The organism is Reyranella sp. (assembly GCF_965229815.1).
GTDB lineage: Bacteria > Pseudomonadota > Alphaproteobacteria > Reyranellales > Reyranellaceae > Reyranella.
In genome coordinates, this window is sequence record NZ_CBDDJN010000008.1 from 1 (window position 1) to 24,292 (window position 24,292).

A 24,292-nucleotide genomic window follows, 5' to 3' on the forward strand; every position below is an offset into this window, starting at 1 on the left:
GGCGCCTGGCCGCCGGTGGCGACGTTGATCAGGCCGAGGCAGGCGGCGACGTTGCGCATCAGCGTCATGCCGCGCAGGCCGAGCGGGGCGGGGAACTTCGGCTGCAGGATCGAGCCCGGCCGCAGGGTCACCTCGTCGATCACCCGCACCGCGCCGTCGTTCAGGAGGTTCTCGGGATCGCCGCCCAGCAGGTAGAGGCCGAACACGGTGCTCGGCACCTGCGGCGCCATCAGGAAGTTGACCGGGCCCGGCGTCTGGTCGTCGCTCTCGCTGCAGTCGAGCGCGATGCGCTCGGGCGTCACGGTCAGCCGGTAGCGCAGGTGGATCGGCCCGTGGCCCTGGCCGTCGGAATCAATCCGGTCGGTGAAGCGGTACTCGCCCGGCGGCGCCAGCGCCCGCAGCCGCTCGCGCATCGCCCGCTCGCTGCGCTCGATGAGCTGGCGGAAGGCGTCGAGCATGCGCGCCTTGCCGAAGCGCTCGAACAGCTCGCCCAGCCGCTTCTCGCCCAGGCGCACGGCGGCGACGGCGGCGCGCGTGTCGCCCTGGATCATCGCCGGGAAGCGCGAGTTGCGGTAGAAGATGCGCAGCGCCTCCTCGTTGAACTGGCCATCGCGCGCCAGCCGCACCGGCGGCACCATGATCCCTTCCTGGAAGATGTCGACGCAGTCGGGCGACAGCGAGCCCGGCCGCAGGCCGCCGACGTCGTTGAAATGCGCCCAGGAATGGGCGAAGGCGACCAGCTCGTCCTCGGCGAAGATCGGCGACACGAAGACCTGGTCGGGCGTGTGCGACACCGCCCCCTTCGACAGGTAGCAGTCGTTGTACCAGTAGAGGTCGCCGGGCTTCATCCCGGCCAGCGGGTAGTAGTCGAGGATGGGCGCCAGGATGTCGCCGAAGGCCGGCAGGTTGGTGCCGACCACCAGCTTGCCCTGGCCGTCGAACAGGGCGGCGAAGAAGTCCTTCTTCTCGCGGATGAAGGGCGACATGGCGGTGCGCTCGATCAGCGCCTCCATCTCGCTCTGCGCCGCCCGCAGGGCGCCGCGCACGATCTCGAGGGTCACCGGATCGCAGGCCGTGGCCACGGGCAAGGGAGTGAGGTCGTTCATGTCACGCTCGGGGTCGGATCGGGGGTGAGGTCACGCCAGCGCAGGCAGCTTACCAGATGCCGGCCGTCGACCGGCTCGGACTCGGGGCGGCTGCGCGCGCACTGCGGCTCGGCGTGGCGGCAGCGCGGGTGGAAGGCGCAGCCCGGCGGGATGGCACCGGGCTTGGGCGGCTCGCCCAGCACCGGCACCTGGTCGACGGGGGCGCTGTCGAGGCGCGGCGAGGCGGCCAGCAGGGCGCGGGTGTAGGGATGCCGCGGCGCGCCGAACACCTGATCGGTCGGCGCCGTCTCGACGATGCGGCCGAGATACATGATGGCCACGCGGTCGCACAGGCGTCGCACCACGGCGAGGTCGTGGCTGATGAAGAGATAGGTGAGGCCGAGCCGGCTGCGGAGGTCGCGCAGCAGGCGCAGCACGGTCGCCTGCACCGAGAGATCGAGCCCCGCCGTCGGCTCGTCGAGGATCACCAGCCGCGGTTCCAGCACCAGGATGCGCGCGATGCCGACGCGGCGCAGCTGGCCGCCGGACAGTTCGTGCGGGTAGCGGCCGGCCATCGCCGGATCGAGACCGACCTCGCCCAGCGCGCGGCGGACGCGGGCCTGGCGGTCGGCCGCCGAACGGTTGCCGCGGATCGTGAGCCCTTCCTCGAGCGAGCGGCCGATCGACCACCAGGGATCGAGCGCCGCACCGGGATCCTGGTGGACGTACTGGATGTCGCTGCGCACGCGCCGGGCCTGCTGCGGCTCCAGCCCGTCGACGGTGCGGCCCTCGAGCACGATGCCGCCCTCGGTCTCGCGCTGGACGCCGAGCAGGGTGCGCGCGAGGGTCGACTTGCCGCAGCCGCTCTCGCCTACCAGGCCCAGGATCTCGCCCGGCGCGATCTCGAGATCGACGCCGTCGACGGCGCGCACCCCGGGCGAGCGCCGCCCGACCAGCGGACGGTGCCGTCCCAGCACGGTCACGAGGTTGCGCACCTGCAGGAGGGCCGCGCTCTCCGTCGTCGTCGCCGCTGCCATCATGCCGCCCCCTCCGGCAGCGGCAGCCCGGTGCGCGGGCAGGCGACGGCATGGCGCGGCGACGTTTCCGCGAAGACGGGCCGCGTCCGGACGCAGTCGTCGACGGCCAGCGGGCAGCGGGGATGGAAGCGGCAGCCGGCGGGCGGCGTGAAGGGGCTCGGCACGCTGCCCGGAATTCCGCCCAAGTCGGTGGCGCGGTCGGGATGGCAGCCCAGCAGCAGGCGGGCATAGGGATGGGCGGCCTCGTCGATCAGCCGCCGCGTCGGCGCCGCCTCAACCGTCTGGCCGGCATAGATCACGCTCACCTCGTCGCAGAGCTGGGCGACGACCCCGAAATCGTGGGTGACGAACAGCATCGAGAGACCGAGCTCGGCGACCAGGTCGCGCAGCAGCTTCAGCACCTGCTGCTGGGTGGTGACGTCGAGGGCGGTAGTCGGCTCGTCGGCGATCAGCAGGCGCGGCTGGCAGGACAGGGAAGCGGCGATCAGCAGGCGCTGGCGCTGCCCGCCCGAGAATTCGTGCGGATAGCGTTCCAGGGCGCGCTCGGGGTCGGGCACCTGCACGGCGCGCAGGAGATCGACCAGCCGCTCGCGATGGCGGCCCTTCCACTCGGGCGGCGCATGCCAGCGCATCGTCTCCAGCATCTGGGCGCCGACCTTGAAGACCGGATTGAGCGACTGCAGCGGATCCTGGGGAATGAAGCCGATCGCCGAGCCGCGCACTTCGCGGGCCAGCACCGGCGCAGGCAGGCGGGCGAGGTCACGGCCCTCGAACACGATCTCGCCCGCCTCCAGCGTCGAGCGCGGCGGCAGGACGCCCAGGATGGCGCGGATCAGCGTGGACTTGCCGCAGCCCGATTCGCCCACGACGCCGACGATGCGGCCGCGCGGGATCTCGAGGTCGACACGGTCGAGGATGCGCGCCGTGCCTTCGTCGCCGCGGATCGAGACCGCGAGGTTCGAGACCTTGAGCAGCGGCTCGCTCATCGCGACCGCCGGAGACGCGGGTCGACCAGGTCGCGCAGCCCGTCGCCCAGAAGGTTGAAGCCCAGCACGGCGATGAAGATCGCGAGCCCCGGGAAGGTGGCGAACCACCAGGTCTCGGGCAGGAACTTGCGGCTCTCGGCGATGGCCAGTCCCCAGTCGGGATCGGGCGGCGTGGCGCCGACGCCGAGGAAGCCCAGCACGGCCGCCGTCAGGATGGTGAAGCCCATGCCGATCGTGGCGCGCACGATGATCGGCGAGGCGGCGTTGGGCAGGATGTGCAGGAAGAGGATGCGTCCGGTCGAGGCGCCGATGCCCTGCAGCGCCTCGACGAACAACGCGTTCTTCAGCCGGCGCGTCTCGGCATAGACGGTGCGGGTGAAGAACGGCCAGTAGGTCAGCGTGAGCGCCAGCATGGCCGTGTCGAGGCCGGGCTTCATGAGCTGGGCCAGCGCCAGCGCCAGGATGAGCTGCGGTACCGCCAGGATGACGTCGGTCACGCGCATGATGACCTCGGATCGCCAGTCGCGCAGGTAGCCGGCCAGCAGGCCGAGCGGCACGCCGATCAGCATGGCGCTGCCGACCACGGTGAGCGCGATCACGAAGGCGCTGCGCGTGCCCAGCACGACGCGGCTGAAGATGTCGCGGCCCAGATTGTCGGTGCCGAACCAGAACTCCGCCGACGGCGGCTTGAAGCGCTGCAGCAGGTTGGACTGGAAGGCCGCCTCAGGGTGCGGCGCGAGCTCCGTCGCGAACACGGCCACGACCAGCCCGAACAGGACGATGGCCAGCCCCAGGACGGCCGGCACGTCGCGCAGGAACTTGAGCGCCACCAGCCTCATAGCTGCTCGGCCACGCGCGGGTCGAGGAGGCCGTGCGCCAGGTCGACCAGGATGTTGATGAAGGCATAGATCACGCCGACCACCAGGGTCACCGCCAGCACCGCCTTGTAGTCGCTGGTCAGGATCGCCTGCACGGCGTAGCTGCCAAGCCCCGGCCAGTCGAAGATCGCCTCGACCGCGACGGCGCTCGACACCAGGGCGCCGAACAGCAGGCCGATCTGGGTCACCGCCGCGATCACCGAGTTGCGGAGGACGTAGACCCAGACGATGCGGCGGAAGGGATAGCCGATCGCCGTCTCGTACTGCACGAAATCGCGCTGCATCGTGTCGAGGACGCCGGCGCGGGCGAAGCGGGCGATGGTGGCGAGGGCCGGCACGGCGAGCGTCACCGCCGGCAGGGCGATGTGGCGCAGGCTGCTGATGAACTGGGTCCAGCTGCCGGCCAGCAGCGAATCGATCAGGAAGAAGCCGGTGACGTCGGGCGGGGCGCCGACATTGACGCCGATGCGGCCGCGCAGGGGCAGCCATTCGAGCTCCATGGAGAACAGGAGCTGCAGCATGATGGCGAACCAGAACGACGCCACCGCCAGGCCGCCCACGGTGGCGACGCGGACGACGTGGTCGAGCGGGCCGTTGTGGCGCACGGCCGCCAGCGTGCCGAGCGGGATGCCGATCAGCGCGGCCAGCAGCAGGGCGGCGAAAATGAGCTCGATGGTCGCCGGCAGGGTGCGCGCCACGTCGCCGGCGACCGGCCGGTTGGAGAAGACCGAGTTGCCGAGGTCTCCCGTCAGGACCTGGCCGACATAAATGCCGAACTGCTCGTAGAGCGGCCGGTCAAAGCCGTACTTCTTGCGGATCTCCTCGATCTGTTGGCGGCTCGAATTCTCGCCGGCGAGCGTGGCCGCGGGGTCGGCCGGCACCACGCGCACCAGCACGAAGGTGAGCACCATCAGGCCGAGCAGCGCCGGGATCGCGAGCAGCAGGCGTCGGATCAGGAACGGCAGCACAGCCCGTCCCCGCTAGCGGCGGGAGCGGCGCCGGCCGCTCCCGCCCATGCTGGCATCGGTCATTCCGAGAGGGACATCCAGCGCAGGTCGCCGCCGCCACCCACCGGGCTGAACTTGTAGCCCTGGACGCGCTTGTTGAGCCCGCGCAGCTGGATCGTGTTGTAGACCCAGATGTCGGGCGAATCGGCGACGATCTGGGTGATCGCCTCCTGGTAGAGCTTGCTGCGGTCGTCCTGCTTGCTGGTCGAGCGCGCCTTGCGCAGCAGATCATCGACCTTCGGGTTCGAATAGTAGGCCGACGCCTTCCAGGTCCCGAAGAACTGGCTGTCGTACATCTGGCCGACCCAGTTCTCGGGATCGACGAAGTAGGTGCTGACCCAGTGGATCCAGAGGTCCGGCGAGGTCTCGGCAGTGCGCGTGGCCGTCGTGATCTGTGGCCAGGTGCTGGGCACGATCTTCATCTTGATGCCGAGCTTCTGCAGGTCGGCCTGGAACATCTGCGCCGCCTGCGAGGTCTGCTCGAGCTCGCTCTGGATGTGGATCTCGACCTCGCGATCGAGCTTGGCACCCTCGGCCTTGGCCTTGTCGCAGAACGACTTGGCCACCGCCATGTCGTACTTGTATCCCTCGAGGTTGGGCGGATTGCCCCACAGGTTGCGCGGGTTGGGGCCGGGATTGCGGTCGACGAAGCCCTTCAGGATGACCTTGTTGAAGCCGTCGTAGTTGAACGCCGAGGCGAAGCACTTGCGGGCGTTGATGTTGTCGAACGGCGGCTTCTTGTTGTTCATGCGGATGATGAAGATGCGCATGGATTCGTCGCGGGCCACGCGGGTGCGGGCGTTCTTCTCCACGCGCTCGACCTGGTCGGTCGGCAGGTAGGAATCGGTGGCGTCGATCTCGCCGCGCATCAGCGCCAGCACGCGGGTCGAGGTCTCGGCCACCGGACGCGACTTCACGAGGTCGATCGGCTTGGGATTGTCCGACCAGCCCTTGAAGTGATCCTTGTTGCGCTTGAGGTCGAGCGCCTCGCGCGGGCGGTAGGTGCTGGCATCGAGGCTGTAGGCCCCGCTGCCGGCGTCGTTGGCCGAGAGCCAGGCGGTCCCGAAGTCGTTGTCCTTGACGTGCTCCTTGACCTGCTTCTCGCTCACGATGGCGACCAGCGGGATCGCCGCCAGGAACGGCGCATAGGGCTTGTCGAGGACGAACTTGACCGTCTGCGGATCGGGCGCCGTGACCTTGTCGGGCTTCAGCACCGGCAGGAAGGCGCCGGCCGGGCCGCGCTTCATGCCGAGCAGCCGCTGGAAGCTGTAGACGACGTCGGCCGAGGTCAGCGGGCTGCCGTCGTGGAACTTCGCGTTCGGCACCAGCTTGAAGGTCCAGGTCAGCCCGTCATCGCTCACCGTGTACCCGGTCGCCAGCCAGGGCTGCAGCTCCGGCGGGTTGCCGACATAGCGGTACAGCGTGTCGTAGGCGTTCAACAGGATGAACTGCATCGGCACGTCGAAGATGGCGTGCGGATCGAGGCCGGCCGGCAGCTGGTCGCCCCAGACCAGGACCTTGCTGTCCTGCTGGGCATTGGCGGCGAGCGGCGCGGCGAGACCGAGCGCAAGTGCGCCGGCGAGGGTCAGTCTGGTGAAATGATTCATGCGTCTTCTTCTCCCTGTTCGTGTGACGCCGCCCCAACCCGGGCGACGTACGACTACTCCCCGAAAACGCGGTCGGCGGGCAGGCCGAGGCACGACCTCGGCCGGCGGCAGGATGCCTGCACCCGTCGCCCGGAAACTCCATCGATGCGGCCGATGTTCTCCCTTACCCTCGACCGTGACCTTGGGCCCGCCGCGGTTGCCGGGCAAGGCCGCGTCTTCAAGGCGCCTTGCCGGGCCCCCGGACGCTGCCCTAGGCTCGGCCGTCCGAATGATCCCCGTGGCTGCGCTGCGAAAAGCGTGCCACCTGCCAGGAGCGAGTCCCATGTCCGGCGTCAGCAGCGAGGAAATTCCCATCATCGACGTCTCGGGCGCCATTGCCGGCGATGCCCAAGCGCTCGAGCGCTGCGCCCGCGAGCTGCGGCATGCCTACGAGGATGTCGGATTCTGGTTCATGACGGGGCACGGCGTCCCGCAATCGCTGGTCGACCGGGTCTTTCTCGAGGCGGCGCGCTTCCATGCCCAGCCGCTCGAGGAGAAGGTCGCGCTCAAGATCAACGAGCACAATATCGGCTATCTGGCGATGAAGGCTGCGACGACGCGCCATTCCGACGTCAGCACCAACAACAAGCCGAACCTCAACGAGGCCTTCTTCGTCAAGCGCGACCTGGCAGCGGACCATCCCGACGTTCTCGCCAACAAGCGGTTCCGCGGCGCCAACCAGTGGCCGGCCGGGCTGCCGGGCTTCCGCGAAGCCGTCGTCGCCTATTGCGACGCGATGGAGGGCGTGGCGCTGTCGGTCCTGCCGATCTATGCCGTGGCGCTCGGCCTGCCGGCGGAGCATTTCGCGCCGGCCTTCCGCGAGCCGCAGTACACGCTGCGCATGTCGCACTATCCGCATACGCCGGTGCTGGGCGAGGGCGAGTACGGGCTGGCGCCGCACGCCGACACGTCCTTCATGACGCTGCTGGCGCAGAACAAGGTGCCGGGCCTGTCGCTGCGCACCGCGTCGGGCCGATGGATCGACGCGCCGGCGATCGAGGGCGCCTTCCTGGTCAACAGCGGCCAGATGCTGAACCGCTGGAGCAACGGCCGCTTCCGCGCCACGCCGCACCGCGTCGTCAACCGCTCGGGCAGCGAGCGATATGCGATCCCGTTCTTCTTCGACTGCACGATCGACCACGAGATGGTCTGCCTTCCGTCGTGCACGGATGCCGCGCATCCGCCGAAGTACGAGCCGACGACCTACTCGCAGTTCATGACCTGGTACCAGACACAGAACTACGACCATGTGCGCAACGCCGAGGGCGTCCGGCTGCAGGCGAACTGACGCCGTCACGGCGTCACCAGAACCACAACGACAATAATGAAAACGGGAAGAAAATGCCGGGACCGCTTGCAGGCGTGAAGGTCGTCGACCTGACGGCCGTGTTGCTGGGGCCGTACGCCACCCAGCATCTGGCCGACATGGGCGCCGATGTCATCAAGGTCGAGCCGCCGGAAGGCGACCTGCTGCGCGCGTCGGGCGGCTCGATGGGGCGCGACAAGGCGATGGGGCCGATCTACATGGCCGCCAACCGCAACAAGCGCTCGCTCTGCCTCGATCTCAAGAAGCCGGCGGCGTGCGCCACGCTGAAGACGCTGATCGCCAGGGCCGATCTCTTCATCCACAACAGCCGGCCGCAGGCGATCGAGCGGCTGGGGCTGGGCTACGAGGACCTGAAGAAGGTCAATCCGTCGATCATCTACGCCTACTCGTTGGGCTACGCCCGCAAGGGACCGTACGGCCACAAGCCCGCCTTCGACGACCTGGTGCAGGGCGTGAGCGGCGCGGCCTCGCTGCAGAGCCGCGTCGACGGCCTGCCGCCGCGCTTCATGCCGAGCCTGATCGCCGACAAGACGACCGGCTTGCATCTCTGCATCGCCGTGCTGGGCGCGCTCTACCATCGGCAGAAGACCGGCGAGGGCCAGTTGATCGAGGTGCCGATGCTGGAGACGCTGGCCTCGTTCTGGCTCACCGAGCATCTGTTCGGCGCCACCTGGACGCCGGAGCGCGGGGCTATGGGCTACGACCGCATCATCAACAAGTTCCGCAACCCGTTCAAAACCCGGGACGGCTACATCTGCGCGCTGCCCTACACCGACGCGCACTGGCTGACCTTCTTCGAGCTGGCCGGACGGCCGGACCTCGCCAAGGAGAAGCGCTTCATCGATCGCAACGAGCGCGCCAAGAACTTCAGCGAGCTCTACCAGGTGCTGGCCTCCCTGCTCGAGCACCGGCCGACCGACGAATGGCTGGAGATGTTCGACAAGGCCGACATCCCGGCGATGCCCGTCCGCACGCTCGAGGACCTGCTCGAGGATCCGCACCTCAAGGCGACCGGATTCTTCACCGCACGCGAGCATCCGAGCGAGGGGCCGATCACGACCTTCGCGAGCCCGCTCGACTTCGAGAAGACCAAGGTCGAATTCCGCCGCCATGCGCCGCGCATCGGCGAGGACGGCGTCGACGTGCTGCGCGAGGCGGGCGTCAGCGACGCCGAGATCGACAGGCTGAGGGCGGACAGGGCCCTGATCGTGCCGGCGCCGATGGCATCGTGACGGCATCGGCCGGCGCCTACGTTCCGGGCGCCGTCTCCGGCGCCTATCCGGCGCGACCCGGCAACGCGGTACGCGCCTTCATCGACGGACCGCAGATCATGCGCCGCATCGGCGAAGCCATGGACGCCGCGCGCCACAGCATCTGGCTCACCATGGCCTTCTTCTCCGAGGACTTCCTGGTACCGGACCGGCAGGAGCCGCTGTTCGACGTGCTCGATCGCGCCGTGGCGCGCGGGGTGGACGTGCGGCTGCTGGTCTGGCGCCCCAATCCCGAAGCGGCACCCGCCGCCCGAATCTTTCCCGGCGGACCCGAGCAGCGCGCGCTGCTGGCCAGCCGCGGGTCGCGCTTCAAGATCCGCTGGGACCGGGCGGCCGGCGTGTACTGCCAGCACCAGAAGAGCTGGGTGATCGACGCCGGCCAGCCGACCGAGACGTCGTTCGTGGGCGGGCTCAACCTCACCAGCGTCGCCATGCGCTTCCACGACGTCTACGTCGAGGTCCGCGGGCCATCGGCGACCGACGTCCGCCACAACTTCGTCGAGCGCTGGAATGAGGCGAGCGAACGTCACGCGCCGGACGGCAACTGGATGTGCGACGCGACCGACGCGCTGCCCTACGCCGAGAGGCCGGCGGCGGCGTGCGGGCCGAGCACCGTGCAGATCCAGCGCATGCTCGATCCGCGTCGCTATCCGCCGGAGCGGGCGGAGCGGTCGATCCTGGAGCAGTACCAACAGGCGATCGCGGCGGCCCGGGAGACGATCTACCTGCAGAACCAGGCCATCCCGATGCCCGAGGTCGCGCGGCCCCTGCTGGCGGCGGTCGAGCGCGGGGTCGAGGTCGTCCTGCTGGTGCCCGCCATTCCGGAACCCTACGTCTTCGCGGCGCGCAACGATCCGCGGGAAGCCGCGCGGTTCTGGGGCATCGAGGCGCTGGCCCATCACGACAACTTCACGCTGGCCGGCCTGGCGGAGCCGCGCGACGGCGCGCACCACGCCGCCTACGTGCATGCCAAGATGATGGTGGTCGACGATGTCTGGGCGACGGTCGGGTCCTGCAACCTGCACCCGTTCTCGCTCGCCGGTCATACGGAGATGAACGCCTCGGTCTGGGATGAAGCGCTCGCCCGCGACCTGCGCGACCGGCTGTTCGACCGGCATCTCGGCACCGACACGCGGGCGCTCGACGGCCGCGCGGCCCTGCGCCTGTTCCGTGACTGGGCCCGGGGCAATGCCGCGCGGATCGAGCGGCGCGATCCCGGCTGGCGGGGGCGGGTCTTCTGCCTGTCGCCGACCGCCTACGGCACGGCCGCGAACGTAAAGCCGGACCTTTCGTAGCCCAAACCGTCGTTCGTCATTCCGTCATCTGGCGGGCCTAGGGTCGGGCTCGACGAGCATCCATGAGCATGACGTATCCCGACAGCGCGGCGCCGATGGATCCGGAGCCGCCACCGGCGGCGATCCCGGGCCTCGTCTGGGGATTCCGCATCCTCGACGACGGCACGGCCAGTCCTTTGCCCGTCGGCGAACCGGTGGGTCTTTCCGGCGAGGGCTGGCTCTGGCTCCACCTCGACCTGGCGGACGTGCGTGCCGTCCAGTGGCTGCGCGCCGCCGACCTGCCGGACTCCGCCGTCGCCACGATGCTGTCGCACGACCCGCACCAGCAGATCCACGCCACGGAGAGGGTCGTGTACGGCGTCCTGGTCGACCTCGTGCGCGAGATCCATGGTGCGACCGACGATGTCGGCCACCTTCACTTCATCATGACCGACCGGCTGCTGCTCACCGGCCGGCGCCATGCGCTCACCGCGCTCGAGGCGGCGCGATCGACCCTCGCCGCGGGCGTCGCCCGGGTCCCTCACTGCGCCTCGCTGCTCGAGCTGATCGTCGAGCACGTGGCCGACGGCGTCGACGAGGTCGCGGAAGAGCTGGAGGCCAAGCTCGACGACATCGAGGATCATCTGGCGGTTCGCTCGATCGGCGTCGCGCGGCGCAGCCTGGCCGGCGTCCGGCGCGCCAGCGTCCGCATGCATCGCCACCTTTCGGGGCTGCGGGCGGTCCTCCATCGCCTGGAACGGCAGGGCCCCCGGGCGGTCGATCCGCGGCTGCAGCTCCGGGTCGGCCATCTGGTCCAGCGGCTGGACGTGCTCGATCATGCAGTGCTGGAGATCCGCGAACGCGGCTACAGGCTGCAGGACGAGGTCTCCGCGACCCTCAACGAGGAAACCAACCGCCACCTGCATCTCCTCTCGATCCTGACCTCCCTGCTGCTGCCGCCGACCCTGGTGGCGGGCGTTTTCGGCATGAACACCAAGGGCTTGCCGTTCACCGAGGAAAGCAGCGGCTTCCTGTGGGCGATGTTCCTGGTGATCGGATCGTCGGTCGGGGCATACCTGCTGCTGCGACTGGTCGGCATCCTGAGGCCGCGCGATTGACGGCAGGCTTCCGCAGGTCCATCGCCACGTAAAGCCGTTCCGCGTCGCGGCGGAAGGAGCCGCGATCCGGTCCCTTGGTGCTTGTCCGGACGGGTCTCGGGGCTAAACTCCGGCGCAATCAAAACCCCGCTCCGGGAGGGTTCGATGGACCTCGCTTTCACCGCCGAAGAGCAGGCGTTCGCCGACGACGTGCGCGCCTTCGTGCGTGCCAACCTGCCGCCCGACGTGCGCGACAAGGTGAAGAACGGCAAGCACCTGATCCGCGACGACTACATGCGCTGGCAGCAGGCGCTCGGGAAGAAGGGCTGGCTGGTCTACACCTGGCCCAAGAAGTATGGCGGCCCGGGCTTCACGCCGGCCCAGCGCTACATCTTCGAGAATGTCTGTGCCGAGGAGTACGCGCCGGGGATCATCCCCTTCGGCACCAAGATGGTCGGGCCGGTGATCTACACGTTCGGCAGCGACGAGCAGAAGGCGAAGTACCTGCCGGCGATCCGCGAAAGCACCGTGTGGTGGTGCCAGGGCTACTCCGAGCCCGGCTCGGGCTCCGACCTGGCCAGCCTGCGCACCAAGGCCGAGAAGCAGGGCGACCACTACATCGTGAACGGCTCGAAGACCTGGAACACGATGGGCCACTGGGCCGACTGGATCTTCTGCCTCGTGCGCACCGACCCCAAGGCCAAGCCGCAGGAGGGGATCTCCTTCCTGCTGATCGACATGAAGACGCCGGGCATCACCGTGAAGCCGATCATCATGGCCGACGGCGGCCACGAGGTGAACGAGGTCTTCTTCGACAACGTCAAGGTTCCGGTCGCGAACCTCGTCGGCAAGGAGAACGAAGGCTGGACCTGCGCCAAGTTCCTGCTGGCCAACGAGCGGCTGGGCATCGCCGCGGTGCCGCAGTCCAAGCGCGGCGTCGAGGCGCTGAAGGACATCGCCCGCGCCGAGCAGGAGGACGGAAGGCCGCTGATCGAGAACCAGTCGTTCGCCGAGAAGATCGCCGATCTCGAGATCCAGGTGACGGCGCTCGAGTTCACCGAGCTGCGCGTGCTTTCGAGCATGGCGCATGGCGGCCAGCCGGGACCGGAAGTGTCGGGACTGAAGATCCGCGGCTCGGAGATCCAGCAGCGCATCACCGAGCTCACCATGGAAGCGGTCGGCGAGTACGCCGCGCCCTACCTGCCGGGCCTGCTGTGGCAGGGCTCCAACGAGGAACCGGTCGGGCCTTCCTACGCCCATCTCGCCGCGCCGCGCTACTTCAACAACCGCAAGACGACGATCTACGGCGGCAGCAACGAGATCCAGAAGGGCATCATCAGCAAGATGGTGCTGGGGCTTTGATGGTCGCTACCGAATTGCTGTCATCCCGAGCGTAGCGAGGGACCTTTCCCGGGGCCTCAAAGGTCCCTCGCTACGCTCGGGATGACAGCCTCCTCTATCTTCAACGACGGTCGACAAATGGATTTGGCACTAAAACCCGAACACCAGGCCTTCGCCGACGAGGTCCGCGCCTTCGCACGGGCCAACCTGTCGCCCGCGACGCGGGAGAAGACCTTTTCCGGCAAGCACTACGACAAGGACGACCATGTCGAGTGGCAGAAGGCGCTCGGTCGCCAGGGCTGGCTCGCCTACACCTGGCCGAAGAAGTACGGCGGGCCGGGCTGGGACGTCACCCAGCGCTTCCTGTTCGAGAACGTGCTGGCGGAGGAGGGCGCGCCGCGCATCATCCCGTTCGGCGTGAAGATGGTCGGGCCGGTGATCTACACGTTCGGCAGCGACGAGCAGAAGGAGCGCTTCCTGCCGGGCATCCGCAGCTCCGAGGTCGCGTGGTGCCAGGGCTATTCCGAGCCCGGCGCCGGCTCCGACCTCGCCAACCTCCGCACCCGGGCCGAGCGGCAGGGCGACCGCTACATCGTCAACGGCCAGAAGACCTGGACGTCGTTCGCCCACTGGGGCGACTGGATCTTCTGCCTGGTGCGCACCAATCCCGACGCCGGCAAGCCGCAGGAGGGCATCTCCTTCCTGCTGATCGACATGAAGACGCCGGGCGTCACGGTGCGGCCGATCATCATGCTGGACGGCGCCCACCACGTGAACGACGTGTTCTTCGACAATGTCGAGGTGCCGGTCGCCAACCGCATCGGCAAGGAAGGCGAGGGCTGGACCTGCGCCAAGTTCCTGCTCGCCAACGAGCGGCTGGGCATCGCCGAGGTGCCGGCCTCCAAGCGCGGCGTGCGCTCGCTGAAGGACATCGCCCGCGCCGAGCCCGCCGACGGCGGCAGCCTGGCCGACGATCCGGCCTTCGTCGCCCAGATCGCCGACCTCGACCTGCAGGTCCAGGCGCTGGAGATGAGCGAGTTGCGCGCGCTCTCGACCATGGCGCTGGGCGGCGCGCCGGGGCCGGAAGTCTCGACGCTGAAGATCCGCGGTTCCGAGATCCAGCAGCGCATCGCCGAACTCGCCATGGAGGCGGTCGGCGAGTACGCCCAGCCCTACCAGCCCGGCATGCTGTTCCAGGACACCAACGAGACGCCGGTCGGTCCCGACCATGCGCCGCCGGCCGCTCCGCGCTATTTCAACATGCGCAAGACCAGCATCTACGGCGGCAGCAACGAGATTCAGAAGAACATCGTGTCCAAGATGGTGTTGGGGCTATAAACGCACCGGAATTTGGAGGAAGACGAATGGACCTGTCCCTTTCCGACGAGCAGAAGCAGCTGCAGGACGGCGCCGAGCGCTTCGTGCGCGACAAGTACGCCTTCGAGACGCGCCGCAAGATCGCGGCGACCGAGAAGGGCTGGCTGCCGGAGAACTGGGCGCAGTTCGCCGAGCTCGGCTGGCTCGGCATGGCCTTCTCCGAGGAGGATGGCGGCTTCGGCGGCGGGCCGATCGAGACCATAATCGTCATGGAGCAGTTCGGCAAAGGACTGGTGCTCGAGCCCTTCCTGCCGACGGTGGTGCTGGGCGGCGGCATGATCGCCAAGGCCGGCTCGAAGGCCCAGAAGGACGCGCTGCTGGCGCCGATGATCGAGGGCAAGAAGCAGTTCGCCTTCGCCTGGCTGGAGCGCCAGTCGCGCTACAACCTCGCCGACGTGTCGCTCAAGGCCACCAAGGAAGGCGCGGGCTGGTCGCTGTCGGGCCACAAGGGCGTCGTCTACAACGCCCCGTCGGCCGACGAGATCATCGTGCTGGCGCGCACCTCGGGCGGGCCGCGCGAGGACAAGGGCCTCACCCTGTTCGTGGTCGACGCCAAGGCCAAGGGCATCAGCCGCCGCGACTATCCCACCCAGGACTCGCTGCGCGCCTCCGAGCTCACCTTCGACAAGGTCTCGGTCGGCGCCGACGCCGTGCTCGGCACGGTCGATGACGCCTTTCCGGTGGTCGAGGACGCCGTCGACAGGGCGATCGTCGCCCTGTGCGCCGAGGCGACCGGCTGCATGGACGCGATCAACGCCGCGACGCTGGAATACATCAAGACGCGCAAGCAGTTCGGCGTGCCGATCGGCAAGTTCCAGGTCCTGCAGCACCGCATGGTCGACTGCTTCACGAATGCGCAGGAAGCGCGTTCGATGACGCTGATGGCCTCGCTCAAGATCGACGACAAGGATCCGGTCGTGCGCCGCAAGGCGGCCTCGGGCGCCAAGGTGCAGATCGGCAAGTCCGGCAAGTTCTGCGGCCAGAGCGCCGTGCAGATGCATGGCGGCATGGGCGTCACCGACGAGCTGTCGGTCAGCCACTACTTCAAGCGGCTGACCATGATCGACCTGATGTTCGGCAACCAGCAGCACCACCTGACGCGCTACAGCAACCTCGCCATGGCGGCGTGATCGCGGCTTCTTTGTCCGGAGCGCGGACCTCCGGGTCCGCTCATGTCGATGATGCGGACCTGGAGGTCCGCGCTCCGCAATGAGCGCCATCGTCGACGTCATCGTTCCGGTGTTCGGCATCGTCGCGGTCGGCTGGGTGCTCGGCCGCACGCTGCTGACGCCGGAGGGGCTGCGCGGCCTGACCCAGGTCGCCTTCTATGCCTTCTTTCCCGCGCTGCTGTTCCGCTCGATGGCGAAGGTGCGTCTCGAGGCGCTGGAACTCGACATCATCGTCGTGTTCTTCGGCGGCGCGATGCTCCTCTATTTCCTGATGCTGCCGCTCGGCCGCCTGCTCGGCATGAAGTTCGGCGACCAGGCGGTGTTCGCGCTGTCCAGCACCTTCTCCAACGGGGTCGGCATCGGCATCCCCTTCATCAGCTATGCCTTCGGCGATGCCGGCCTGGTGCCGCTCCTGATGATCATCAGCGTGAACTCGCTGATCCTGCTCACCCTGTCGTCGTTCCTGATGGAGATCGGTTCGGGCGGCGGTGGCGGCCGGCTGCTCGGCAAGCTGGGCGGCGCGGCCCTCACCATGCTGAAGCACCCGGTGATCCCGCCGATCTTCGCCGGCCTCGCCTGGGCGGAGCTGACCGCCTTCTTCCCCGGCCTCGCCACCCCGGTGGTGCTCGACAAGGTGCTGCAGGCGCTGGGACTGGCGGCGCCGCCCTGCGGCCTGATCATGGCCGGCGCTTCGCTGGCCCATGTCGGCATCAAGGAGCACTGGCAGCCGGCCGCGCTGGCGAGCGCGGTCAAGCTCGCGGCCATGCCGCTGCTGGTCTGGGTGGCCGGGCGCTACCTCTTTTCGCTCGACCCGCTGTGGCTCACCGTGGCGACCCTGAACGCCGCCCTGCCGGCCGGCGCCAACGTCTATCTCGTGGCGCAGCTCTACCGGACCGGGGTGGGGCTGGCGACCAACGCCGTGGTGATTTCGACGGGCGCAAGCGTGCTCACTTTGTCGGTGGTGCTGATGCTGCTCGGGGTGCAGACTCGCTGACCTCCAGCCACGAGGAAGACGTCATGGCGTACGAAACGGTCCAGGTTCGCAAGCTCACGGGCGGCTGCGGCGCCGAGGTGCTCGGGGTCGACGTGAAGGCTCTGAGCAACCGCCAGTGGGACGAGGTTCAGCAGGCCTTCGTCGAGCACGGTGTCGTCTTCTTCCGCGACCAGAAGCTGACACCCGAGGAGCATATCGCCTTCGCCCGGCGCTGGGCACCGATCGACGTCAACCGTTTCTTCAAGTCGGTCGCCGGCCATCCCGAGATCGCCGAGGTGCGCAAGGAGCCGGAGCAGAAGACCAACATCGGCGGCGGCTGGCACACCGACCACAGCTACGATCCGGAGCCGGCCATGGGCTCGCTCCTGCTGGCGCGCGAGCTGCCGGAGGAAGGGGGCGACACGCTGTTCGCCAACATGTACCGCGCCTTCGAGACGCTCTCGCCCGGCCTGCAGAAGACGCTCGAGGGCATGAACGCGGTCCATGGCTCGGCGCACATCTTCGGCGCCAGGGGCGTCAACGCCGCCAACCCCGAAGGCGCCAGCCGCTACGAGAACCAGCACCTCGTCGGCGACGACGTCGTGCACCCGGTGGTGATCCGCCATCCGCTGAGCGGCCGCAAGGCGCTGTACGTCAATCCGGCCTTCACGCTGCGCTTCGAGGGTTGGTCGGTCGAGGACAGCCGGCCGCTGCTCGAGCATCTCTACCGGCATGCATCGCGGCCCGAATTCACCTGCCGCTTCCGCTGGGCCGAGGGCTCGATCGCGCTGTGGGACAATCGGGCGACCTGGCACTACGCCGCCAACGACTATCAGGGCGAGCGGCGCCTGATGCACCGCATCACCATCACCGGCTGCGCCCTGCAGCCGGCGATGGCCGCGGTGCCTACGGCTTGAGCTTGAGCGTCATGGCGGCGACTCCAGCCGCGAGGTTGTAGCCGGCGTCCTTCACGATTCCCGAGGCGAGCATGCCGATCTCGGCATTCGGGCCGCCATAGAGCCAGTTGCCGCCGGCCTGGCTGCCGACCGCGGCCGAGCTCTGCTCGCCCACATAGGTGCCGCCGAGGTCGTAGGAACCGCGCACCGAGCCCAGCGAATAGACGCGCCAGATCGTGTGCACGGCCTTCGTGTAGCCGATGTCGATGCCGACCTTGTCGATCGAGCCCGTGTACTGGGCGCTCTGCGTGCCCTCCTTGTTCAGGAAGACGCAGTCGAGGCTCTTCTTCGAGGCGAGGATGTAGCCCGTGCTGCCACCGACGTTGCAGGTCAGCGAGCCGATATAGATGCGGGAATTGGCGTTGGTCGTGTTGAGCTGCTGCGGGGTCGACTGCTGCATGCAGGCGCCGGCCGTGAGGGCGATGGTGGCCGCGACGGCGGCCGAAAGACGTGCGTTCATTCAGTGTATCTCCTTGGCGGCGCGCACTATCGCACACTTGGGCCGCGATGGCCGACGGCAATCGGCCGGCAGCCTCAGTCGACGAGCGGGTGCAGGCAGGCGACGTCCCGGTCGTGACCGGCCGGCCCGAGCGGCGGCTCGTGGGCGCGGCAATCTGCCGCCGCGCGTGGGCAGCGGCCGGCGAACCGGCAGCCCGGCGGCAGGTCGATCGGGCTCGGGATCTCGCCGGCCAGCGTCTCGGCGATCGGCTGGAAGAAGCGCGGCGAGGCCTCGAGCAGCGCGCGGGTATAGGGGTGCAGCGGCTGGCGCAGCACCTCCCGTGTCGGACCCGTCTCGACGATCCGGCCGAGATACATGACCGCGATCCGCCGGCAGAGATAGCTCGCCACGGCAAGGTCGTGGGTGATGAACAGGAGCGTCAGCCCCATCTCCTGCTGCAGGCCGCGCAGCAGGTTGAGGAGCTGGGCCTGGGTCGACACGTCGAGACCCGACACTGCCTCGTCGGCCACGATGACCCGCGGCTCGGAGGCCAGCGCGCGCGCGATCGCGACGCGGCGGACCTGGCCGCCCGAGAGCTGGCTCGGGTAGCGATGCACCGTCTCGGCGGGCAGGCCGACGCGCTCCAGCAGCGAGACGACGCGCCGGTGCAGCGCCGACGCGGGGCAGAGCGCATGCTGGCGGAGCGGCTCGCCCACCAGGTCGAGCACGCTGAGGCGCGGATTGAGCGAGCCGCGCGCATCCTGGTAGACCATCGCCACGTCGCGCTGGAAGGCGCGGCGCTTGTCGTCGGCCAGGGTCTCGATGTCGTCCTCGCGATAGAGCGCGCGGCCGTTGCTGGCCTCGGTCAGGCCGAGCAGCACCCGCAGCAGGGTCGACTTGCCCGAGCCGCTCTCGCCCACGAGGGCGACGCTGTCGCCGGGCTCCACCGTCAGGCGCACGCCGTCGAGCGCCGCCAGCCGCCGCGGCGGCGCACCGCCGAGCCGCGCCCAGCCGCTGCGGTCGATCCGGTAGACCTTCTCGACATCGAGAAGGCGGAAGATCGGCTGCGTCTCCATCATCCCGGGTGCCAGCAGGCGACATCGCGCTCGTCGAGGCGGCGCAGGGGCGGCGTGCTCGTCGTGCATTTGGCCGTGGCGCGCGGGCAGCGCGGCGCGAAGCGGCAGCCCGCCGGCATGGCGCCCAGCGCCGGCAGGCCGCCCTCGGGCGGCGTCAGCGTCTCGGTGTCGAGCTCGATCACGCAGGATTTGAGGGCCTGGGTATAGGGATGCAGCGATCGCCGCAGGACCGTCCCGGTGTCGCCGGCCTCTACGACCTGCCCGGCATAGAGCACGACGATCCGGTCGCAGACCTGCGAGGCGAGCGCCAGGTCGTGCAGCACGAAGATGCAGCTCGCGTCGCGGGCGCGCACCTGGCGCAGGATGAGCTGCATGATCTGCGCCTGGATGGTGACGTCGAGCGCGCTGGTCGGCTCGTCGGCCAGCAGCAGGTCGGGGTTGCAGGCGAGCGCGATGGCGATCATCACGCGCTGCTGCATGCCGCCGGACAGTTCGTGGGGGAAGGCGGCGAGCCGCGCCTCCGCGTCGTTCAGCCCGGCGCTCTCCAGCAGCTCGATGGCGCGCTTGCGCGCTGCCGCGCGCGTCAGGCCGAGCAGGCGCCGCAGCGGGTCGGTGAGCTGGCGGCCGACCGTGTAGCAGGGGTCGAGGGCGGAGGCCGGATCCTGGAAGATCATGCCGATGTGCCGGCCGCGCAGGCCGGCCCACGTCGCCTCGGGCTCGGCCAGAAGGTCGTCCCGGCCGGCGAAGGCCATGCTGCCCTCCAGCGAGACCGCGGGCGGTCGCAGCAGCCCGATTGCGACGAGGGCGATGGTCGACTTGCCGGCTCCCGATTCGCCCACCATTCCCAGCGTCTCGCCGCGGCCGAGCTCGAAGCTGACGCGATCGAGCACCGAATGGCCGTTGCGCGCCAGCGACAGACGGCTGAAGGAGAGCAGCGCTTGGTCGAGCGGCATCGCGATCCCCTGCCTAGCGGTTGGTGCGCAGCTTGGGATCGAAGCGCTCGCGGACGCCGTCGCCCACGATGCTGAGGGCGATCAGCAGGAGGGCGAGCGCCGCGCCCGGCACGCCGGAGATCCACGGCACGATGCTGATGAAGGCCCGGCCCTCCGCGATCATCAGGCCCCAGTCGGGCGCCGGCGGCACGACGCCGAGGCCGAGGAAGGACAGTCCGGAGGACACCAGGATCGCCTCGCTGATCCGCACGGTGGCCTGGACGGCGAGCGGAAAGATCACGTTCGGCAGGATGTGGCGCCAGACGATCCGCAGGCGCCTCACCCCCATCAGCCCGGCGGCCTCGACGAAGGCCTGGGTGCGGACCTGCAGGACGTCGGCGCGCACGGTGCGGGCGAACGGCCCGACCAGGGCGAAGCCCACGGCGTAGATCACGTTGTCGACGCCCGGCCCCAGGATGGAGATGAACGTGATCGCCATGATCAGCGAGGGTAGGGCCAGGATGGCGTCGACGAAGCGCATCAGCCCCCATTCGACCGGCCCCTTGAGCAGGCCGGCCGCCAGCCCGATCGCGAGGCCGCCGGCGGCGCCGAGGGCGACCGACAGGAAGCCGATCAGGAAGACGTAGCGCGTGCCGTAGATGACGCGCGACAGCAGGTCCTGGCCGAACGAATCGGTGCCGCACCAGTGGAGCAGGCTGGGCGGCGACATCAGATGGTCGGAATCCTGGTAGGCCGGATCGTAGGGCGCGACCCACGGCGCGAAGATCGCGGCGAACAGGAAGGCGGCCGAGACGAGCGCGGCGATGACGAGGAAGGGCCGGCGCCGCAGCATCCCCGGAAGCGCCCGCACGAAGGCCTTCGGCCGCGACGGCGCCTCGTCGACCATGCGCAGCGGGATGTCGTGGGCGACCATCTCAGCGCGGCCTGAGGCGCGGGTCGAGGATCGGATAGGACAGGTCGACCACGAGGTTGGTCAGGATCACCAGGCAGCCTGTCACCATGACTCCGGCCTGGACGACCATGTACTCGCGGTTCAGCACCGCATCGGTGATCATGCGGCCGAGGCCGGGCAGGGAGAACACCGTCTCGGTCAGGACCGCGCCGTGCAGCAGCGAGCCGAGCTGGAGGCCGATGATGGTGACCAGCGGCATCAGGGCGTTGCGCATGCCGTGGATCCAGATGACCCGCCATTCCGGCTCGCCGCGCGCCCGCGCGGCGGCGATGTAGGGCTGCTCCAGCGTCTCGACGAGGTTGGCGCGGGTGATCCGTACGATCAGCGCCATGAAGGGCGTGCTGAGCGTGATGGCCGGCAGGACGAGATGGTACAGCCCGTCGCGGAAATTCTCCCAGGGCGCCACGAAGCCCATGGTCGGAAAGAGGCCGAAGGCGACGCCGAAGATCCAGATCAGCAGGATGCCGAGGTAGAAGCTGGGGAAGGCCGAGCCCGTCAGCGAGAAGGCCGCCGCCGCCGCGTCCCAGCCCGTGTCCTTCCGGACCGCCGAGACGATGCCGAGAGGCACGCCGATCAGGATGGCGAGACCGAGGGCCGCCGCCGACAGGACGAGCGTCACCGGCAGCGCCTCGACGAAGGCGTACTGGAAGATCGGGGTGCGGCTGACGAAGGAGGTGCCCCAGTCGCCATGGACGAAGCGCTCCAGCCAGTCGATGTACTGCTCGGGCATCGGCCGGTCGAGGCCGAGCTTCACCATCAGCTCCTGGTGGGCCTCCTTGGAGTATTCCTCGCCGAGCATGAGCTCGACCGGATCGCCCGGCGCCAGCTTCAGCACGCTGAAGCTGACGGCGGAGACGATCAGGAGGACGACGGCGGTCTGCAGAAGTTTCAGCAGCCCCCGGCGCAGCATCAGAGGCTCACGGTGTGCAGATCCAGGCTGTCGGCCGGAATGTACTTGAAGCCCTTGACCTTCGTGCTGAGGATCTTGAACTCCGGCATGTGGGTCAGGATCGCCATCGGCGCCTCGTCCATGAGGATGTCCTCGGCCTTGACGTAGAGGTCGCGCCGCGCCTTGACGTCGAGGATCACCTGCGCCTGCTCGACGAGCTTGTCGAATTCCGGGTTCGCCCAGCCCGAGAAGTTCCACGCCTTCCCGGAATGCCATTCGGGGAAGATCGTCTCGTCGGGATCGAGATCGGCCGACCAGGTCATGTCCAGCATGTCGAACTCGCCGGCATTTCGGCGGCTCACCCAGGTGGCGCGCTCGACCAGCTCGAGCTTGGCCTTGATGCCGATCTTGTCGAGCATCGGCACGATCGTCTGGGCGACCCGGGTGCCGTACTGGCCCTGCTCGGAGGTCAGGAAGGCGACCTCGACCGGTCCCTGCTCCTTCGCCTTGGCGCGGAACGCCTTGGCCTTGTCGAGGTCGAGGAACTGGCCGCGCCCGCTCTTGGCGATGTTCTTGTCGAAGAAACCCGTCATGGGCGGCGAGATCGGCGTGTAGGCGGGAATGCCCGCGCCGAAGAACGCCTGCTTGATGAGCGTCTCGCGGTCGATCGCGAAGCCCACGGCACGGCGCAGGTTGACGTCGTCGAACGGCGGACGGCGGCAGTTCATGGCGATCAGGGAGTAGTTGCCCTCGATCTCGCCATAGACCTTGAGGTTGGGGTTGGCCTTGAGCTGGTTGATGAACTGCAGCGGGCTGTTGCTCATGCCGTCGACGCGGCCGGCCAGCATCGCCGCGACCGCGCTCGACGCCTCCTTCATGATGAGGAAGGTCGCGCGCTCGAGCTTGGGCAGGCCCTTCTCGAAATAGTCGGGATTGCGCTCCAGCACGATCGAATCGTTCTCGCGCCAGCTCACGAACTTGAACGGCCCGGTGCCGACCGGATTGCGTCCGAAGTCCTTGCCGTACTTCTCGACGGCCTTGCGCGGCACGATCGTTCCGGCGCGCCCGGTGCTGCCGGTCAGCGCCACCGGCAGGAAGGCGTAGGGCTTGTTGAAGGTGAGCTTGACCGTCAGCGGGTCGACGACCTCGACGCTCTCGAGATATTCGTACTTCCAGGCATGCGGCGATTTCGGCGTGCCTTTCCACACGCGCTCGACGCTCCATTTCACGGCTTCGGCGTCGCACGGCTCGCCGTCGTGGAACTTCACGCCGCTGTGCAGCTTGAAGACGTGCGTCTTGTCGTCGAGCAGCTTCCACGATTCGGCGAGGTCGGGCACGAACGCGACCTTCTCGCCGTCGTAGGTGATCTTGAGCAGGCCGTTGTAGATGTTGTTGTGGATCTTGATGGCGCCGAGATAGCCCGTGAAATGCGGGTCGAGCGTGTCGACGAAGTCGATCCAGGCGAGCTTGATGTGTCCGCCGTTGGCGGAGGCGGCTGTAGGCAGGACGGCAGCGGCTGCACCGGCGCCCAGTCCCTGCATGAGACGACGGCGGGAGAAGCGCGCGGCCAAACGATTGGCGAGAGTCTGCTTGTGATCGATCTGCATCTGGACACTCCATGTTCCCCGATGAGCTCTACAGAGGCTCTGCATGTCCCGTGCCATGCTGCGCCGGTGCGCTGGAGTCAGGCTTCGCCGACGGGCTCGCGGACGGCATTTCCGGGCGTGGCGTTTACGAAGCGTGCATCGATGCGGCGATTGCCTGCCGATTGATCAACGGCGCGAGAGAATTTTACAGCTGCAACTCGCCTTGTCGGCCGCGATCTATCGCAGCGCTGCCCATAGGAGGGCGATGCCGGCGATCACCATCACGCCGTCGAGCAGGTTCTGGAACGTCTTCACGCTCAGGCGCTCGACGATCAGGCGCGCCGTGTAGGTGCCGGCCATCACCGAGGATCCCGTGATCAGGCCCTTCACCACGATGTCGAGCGGCAGGGCGCCGAACTGCCGGAAGGTGATGGCCTTGCTGACATAGAGTGCCAGCGAACCCGCGGCCTCGGTGGCGATGAAGGCGCCCTTGACGAGGCCGTAGGCGGTGAAGGCCGGGACGCTGAGCGGTCCGGTCGAGACGACGATGCCGGTCAGGAAGCCGATGGCGGCACCGGCCAGCATCAGGCCGGCGAAGCCGAGCGAGAGCCGGCGCCGCGCCAGCCAGCGCCGACCGGGCACCATGACCAGGAAGAAGAGACCGAGCGCGACGTCGACGGCGCGCTCGGGCAGGACCAGCAGCGTGCGCGCGCCGAGCGCGGCCGCGGGAATGCCCCCCAGCGCGTAGGCGCCGCAGGCGCGCCAGTCGATCTCCTTCCACCACGAGGTGATCTTGGCGAAGTTCGACATCAGGGCGACGACCGCCATGATGGGCACCGCCTCGCGCGGTCCGAAGGCGAAGACGAGGACGGGCAGCAGGATGATGGTCGCGCCGGTGCCGACGATGCCGCTCACGGTGCCGGCGACGAAGCCGACGACCAGGACGAGCGCATAGGTCATCGGAGCGCGGACC

22 protein-coding genes are annotated in these 24,292 nt (G+C 68.7%); 9 read left to right on the plus strand and 13 right to left on the minus strand.

Annotation, left to right across the window (positions count from 1 at the left end; translation table 11 throughout):
- From ACO073_RS27580 to ACO073_RS27605, 6 genes are all read right to left on the minus strand, one after another.
- The coding region (locus ACO073_RS27580) for a hydantoinase B/oxoprolinase family protein (protein WP_422002260.1) at nt 1–1,106 on the minus strand (1,106 nt) is incomplete at its 3' end.
- Nucleotides 1,103–2,125: an oligopeptide/dipeptide ABC transporter ATP-binding protein gene (locus tag ACO073_RS27585; protein ID WP_422002262.1), complete on the minus strand. Its 1,023-nt coding sequence runs from the start codon at nt 2,123–2,125 to the stop codon at nt 1,103–1,105. The genes ACO073_RS27585 and ACO073_RS27580, both read right to left, overlap by 4 nt.
- Entirely contained in the window at nt 2,122–3,108 is a 987-nt protein-coding gene (locus ACO073_RS27590; protein ID WP_422002264.1) for an ABC transporter ATP-binding protein, read from the minus strand. The genes ACO073_RS27585 and ACO073_RS27590 overlap by 4 nt, the downstream gene beginning before the upstream one ends.
- Nucleotides 3,105–3,938, minus strand: coding sequence for an ABC transporter permease (locus ACO073_RS27595; protein ID WP_422002266.1), 834 nt, complete (start codon nt 3,936–3,938; stop codon nt 3,105–3,107). The genes ACO073_RS27590 and ACO073_RS27595 overlap by 4 nt, the downstream gene beginning before the upstream one ends.
- Nucleotides 3,939–3,943: 5 nt before the next feature.
- Nucleotides 3,944–4,954: an ABC transporter permease gene (locus ACO073_RS27600; protein WP_422002267.1), complete on the minus strand. Its 1,011-nt coding sequence runs from the start codon at nt 4,952–4,954 to the stop codon at nt 3,944–3,946.
- 59 nt (nt 4,955–5,013) lie between these two features.
- Nucleotides 5,014–6,600 (minus strand): ABC transporter substrate-binding protein, encoded by a 1,587-nt coding sequence (locus ACO073_RS27605; protein ID WP_422002268.1) that lies wholly within the window; start codon nt 6,598–6,600, stop codon nt 5,014–5,016.
- 322 nt (nt 6,601–6,922) lie between these two features.
- Between ACO073_RS27605 and ACO073_RS27610 the strand changes: the two genes are divergently transcribed.
- From ACO073_RS27610 to ACO073_RS27650, 9 genes are all read left to right on the plus strand, one after another.
- Nucleotides 6,923–7,927, plus strand: coding sequence for an isopenicillin N synthase family dioxygenase (locus ACO073_RS27610; RefSeq protein WP_422002270.1), 1,005 nt, complete (start codon nt 6,923–6,925; stop codon nt 7,925–7,927).
- 53 nt (nt 7,928–7,980) lie between these two features.
- Nucleotides 7,981–9,198 carry a CaiB/BaiF CoA transferase family protein gene (locus ACO073_RS27615; RefSeq protein ID WP_422002272.1) on the plus strand — a complete coding sequence of 406 codons (1,218 nt, stop codon included), beginning with the start codon at nt 7,981–7,983 and terminating at the stop codon, nt 9,196–9,198.
- Nucleotides 9,195–10,532, plus strand: a complete 1,338-nt coding sequence (locus ACO073_RS27620; RefSeq protein WP_422002274.1) for a phospholipase D-like domain-containing protein — start codon at nt 9,195–9,197, stop codon at nt 10,530–10,532. Before ACO073_RS27615 ends, ACO073_RS27620 begins: the two co-directional genes overlap by 4 nt.
- Nucleotides 10,533–10,594: 62 nt before the next feature.
- Nucleotides 10,595–11,629 (plus strand): CorA family divalent cation transporter, encoded by a 1,035-nt coding sequence (locus ACO073_RS27625; RefSeq protein ID WP_422002276.1) that lies wholly within the window; start codon nt 10,595–10,597, stop codon nt 11,627–11,629.
- Nucleotides 11,630–11,773: 144 nt separating this feature from the next.
- The gene (locus ACO073_RS27630) at nt 11,774–12,970 is read left to right on the plus strand and encodes an acyl-CoA dehydrogenase family protein (protein WP_422002278.1); all 1,197 of its coding nucleotides are present in this window, start codon (nt 11,774–11,776) and stop codon (nt 12,968–12,970) included.
- A gap of 117 nt (nt 12,971–13,087) precedes the next feature.
- Nucleotides 13,088–14,287, plus strand: coding sequence for an acyl-CoA dehydrogenase family protein (locus ACO073_RS27635; RefSeq protein WP_422002280.1), 1,200 nt, complete (start codon nt 13,088–13,090; stop codon nt 14,285–14,287).
- Nucleotides 14,288–14,313: 26 nt separating this feature from the next.
- Nucleotides 14,314–15,456, plus strand: a complete 1,143-nt coding sequence (locus ACO073_RS27640) for an acyl-CoA dehydrogenase family protein (RefSeq protein ID WP_422002282.1) — start codon at nt 14,314–14,316, stop codon at nt 15,454–15,456.
- Nucleotides 15,457–15,535: 79 nt separating this feature from the next.
- Complete coding sequence (locus ACO073_RS27645) at nt 15,536–16,489, plus strand: AEC family transporter (protein WP_422002284.1); 954 nt, start codon at nt 15,536–15,538, stop codon at nt 16,487–16,489.
- A gap of 23 nt (nt 16,490–16,512) precedes the next feature.
- A complete protein-coding gene (locus ACO073_RS27650; protein ID WP_422002285.1) occupies nt 16,513–17,385 on the plus strand; it encodes a TauD/TfdA dioxygenase family protein in 873 nt (290 codons plus the stop codon).
- Here ACO073_RS27650 and ACO073_RS27655 read toward each other — a convergent pair.
- From ACO073_RS27655 to ACO073_RS27685, 7 genes are all read right to left on the minus strand, one after another.
- Nucleotides 17,375–17,884, minus strand: a complete 510-nt coding sequence (locus tag ACO073_RS27655; protein WP_422002287.1) for a DUF992 domain-containing protein — start codon at nt 17,882–17,884, stop codon at nt 17,375–17,377. The two genes, ACO073_RS27650 and ACO073_RS27655, sit on opposite strands and share 11 nt — an antisense overlap.
- Before the next feature lie 74 nt (nt 17,885–17,958).
- Nucleotides 17,959–18,942 (minus strand): ABC transporter ATP-binding protein, encoded by a 984-nt coding sequence (locus ACO073_RS27660; RefSeq protein WP_422002289.1) that lies wholly within the window; start codon nt 18,940–18,942, stop codon nt 17,959–17,961.
- Entirely contained in the window at nt 18,939–19,892 is a 954-nt protein-coding gene (locus ACO073_RS27665; RefSeq protein ID WP_422002291.1) for an ABC transporter ATP-binding protein, read from the minus strand. Before ACO073_RS27665 ends, ACO073_RS27660 begins: the two co-directional genes overlap by 4 nt.
- 13 nt (nt 19,893–19,905) lie before the next feature.
- Entirely contained in the window at nt 19,906–20,805 is a 900-nt protein-coding gene (locus ACO073_RS27670; RefSeq protein WP_422002292.1) for an ABC transporter permease, read from the minus strand.
- Between the two features lies 1 nt (nt 20,806).
- A complete protein-coding gene (locus ACO073_RS27675) occupies nt 20,807–21,754 on the minus strand; it encodes an ABC transporter permease (protein WP_422002294.1) in 948 nt (315 codons plus the stop codon).
- On the minus strand, nt 21,754–23,340 hold the full coding sequence (locus tag ACO073_RS27680; protein ID WP_422002296.1) for an ABC transporter substrate-binding protein: 1,587 nt from the start codon (nt 23,338–23,340) through the stop codon (nt 21,754–21,756). The genes ACO073_RS27675 and ACO073_RS27680 overlap by 1 nt, the downstream gene beginning before the upstream one ends.
- Nucleotides 23,341–23,556: 216 nt before the next feature.
- Nucleotides 23,557–24,279 carry a sulfite exporter TauE/SafE family protein gene (locus ACO073_RS27685; RefSeq protein WP_422002298.1) on the minus strand — a complete coding sequence of 241 codons (723 nt, stop codon included), beginning with the start codon at nt 24,277–24,279 and terminating at the stop codon, nt 23,557–23,559.
- Nucleotides 24,280–24,292 lie beyond the last annotated feature (13 nt).

Excerpts from the sequence above, each read along its gene's own strand:
- ACO073_RS27585 (WP_422002262.1), bottom strand. The coding sequence starts at position 2,125 with ATGATGGCAGCGGCGACGACGACGGAGAGCGCGGCCCTCCTGCAGGTG.
- ACO073_RS27590 (WP_422002264.1), bottom strand. The coding sequence starts at position 3,108 with ATGAGCGAGCCGCTGCTCAAGGTCTCGAACCTCGCGGTCTCGATCCGC.
- ACO073_RS27605 (WP_422002268.1), bottom strand. The coding sequence starts at position 6,600 with ATGAATCATTTCACCAGACTGACCCTCGCCGGCGCACTTGCGCTCGGT.
- ACO073_RS27610 (WP_422002270.1), top strand. The coding sequence starts at position 6,923 with ATGTCCGGCGTCAGCAGCGAGGAAATTCCCATCATCGACGTCTCGGGC.
- ACO073_RS27615 (WP_422002272.1), top strand. The coding sequence starts at position 7,981 with ATGCCGGGACCGCTTGCAGGCGTGAAGGTCGTCGACCTGACGGCCGTG.
- ACO073_RS27625 (WP_422002276.1), top strand. The coding sequence starts at position 10,595 with ATGAGCATGACGTATCCCGACAGCGCGGCGCCGATGGATCCGGAGCCG.
- ACO073_RS27630 (WP_422002278.1), top strand. The coding sequence starts at position 11,774 with ATGGACCTCGCTTTCACCGCCGAAGAGCAGGCGTTCGCCGACGACGTG.
- ACO073_RS27635 (WP_422002280.1), top strand. The coding sequence starts at position 13,088 with ATGGATTTGGCACTAAAACCCGAACACCAGGCCTTCGCCGACGAGGTC.
- ACO073_RS27640 (WP_422002282.1), top strand. The coding sequence starts at position 14,314 with ATGGACCTGTCCCTTTCCGACGAGCAGAAGCAGCTGCAGGACGGCGCC.
- ACO073_RS27645 (WP_422002284.1), top strand. The coding sequence starts at position 15,536 with ATGAGCGCCATCGTCGACGTCATCGTTCCGGTGTTCGGCATCGTCGCG.
- ACO073_RS27650 (WP_422002285.1), top strand. The coding sequence starts at position 16,513 with ATGGCGTACGAAACGGTCCAGGTTCGCAAGCTCACGGGCGGCTGCGGC.
- ACO073_RS27655 (WP_422002287.1), bottom strand. The coding sequence starts at position 17,884 with ATGAACGCACGTCTTTCGGCCGCCGTCGCGGCCACCATCGCCCTCACG.
- ACO073_RS27660 (WP_422002289.1), bottom strand. The coding sequence starts at position 18,942 with ATGATGGAGACGCAGCCGATCTTCCGCCTTCTCGATGTCGAGAAGGTC.
- ACO073_RS27665 (WP_422002291.1), bottom strand. The coding sequence starts at position 19,892 with ATGCCGCTCGACCAAGCGCTGCTCTCCTTCAGCCGTCTGTCGCTGGCG.
- ACO073_RS27670 (WP_422002292.1), bottom strand. The coding sequence starts at position 20,805 with ATGGTCGCCCACGACATCCCGCTGCGCATGGTCGACGAGGCGCCGTCG.
- ACO073_RS27675 (WP_422002294.1), bottom strand. The coding sequence starts at position 21,754 with ATGCTGCGCCGGGGGCTGCTGAAACTTCTGCAGACCGCCGTCGTCCTC.
- ACO073_RS27680 (WP_422002296.1), bottom strand. The coding sequence starts at position 23,340 with ATGCAGATCGATCACAAGCAGACTCTCGCCAATCGTTTGGCCGCGCGC.
- ACO073_RS27685 (WP_422002298.1), bottom strand. The coding sequence starts at position 24,279 with ATGACCTATGCGCTCGTCCTGGTCGTCGGCTTCGTCGCCGGCACCGTG.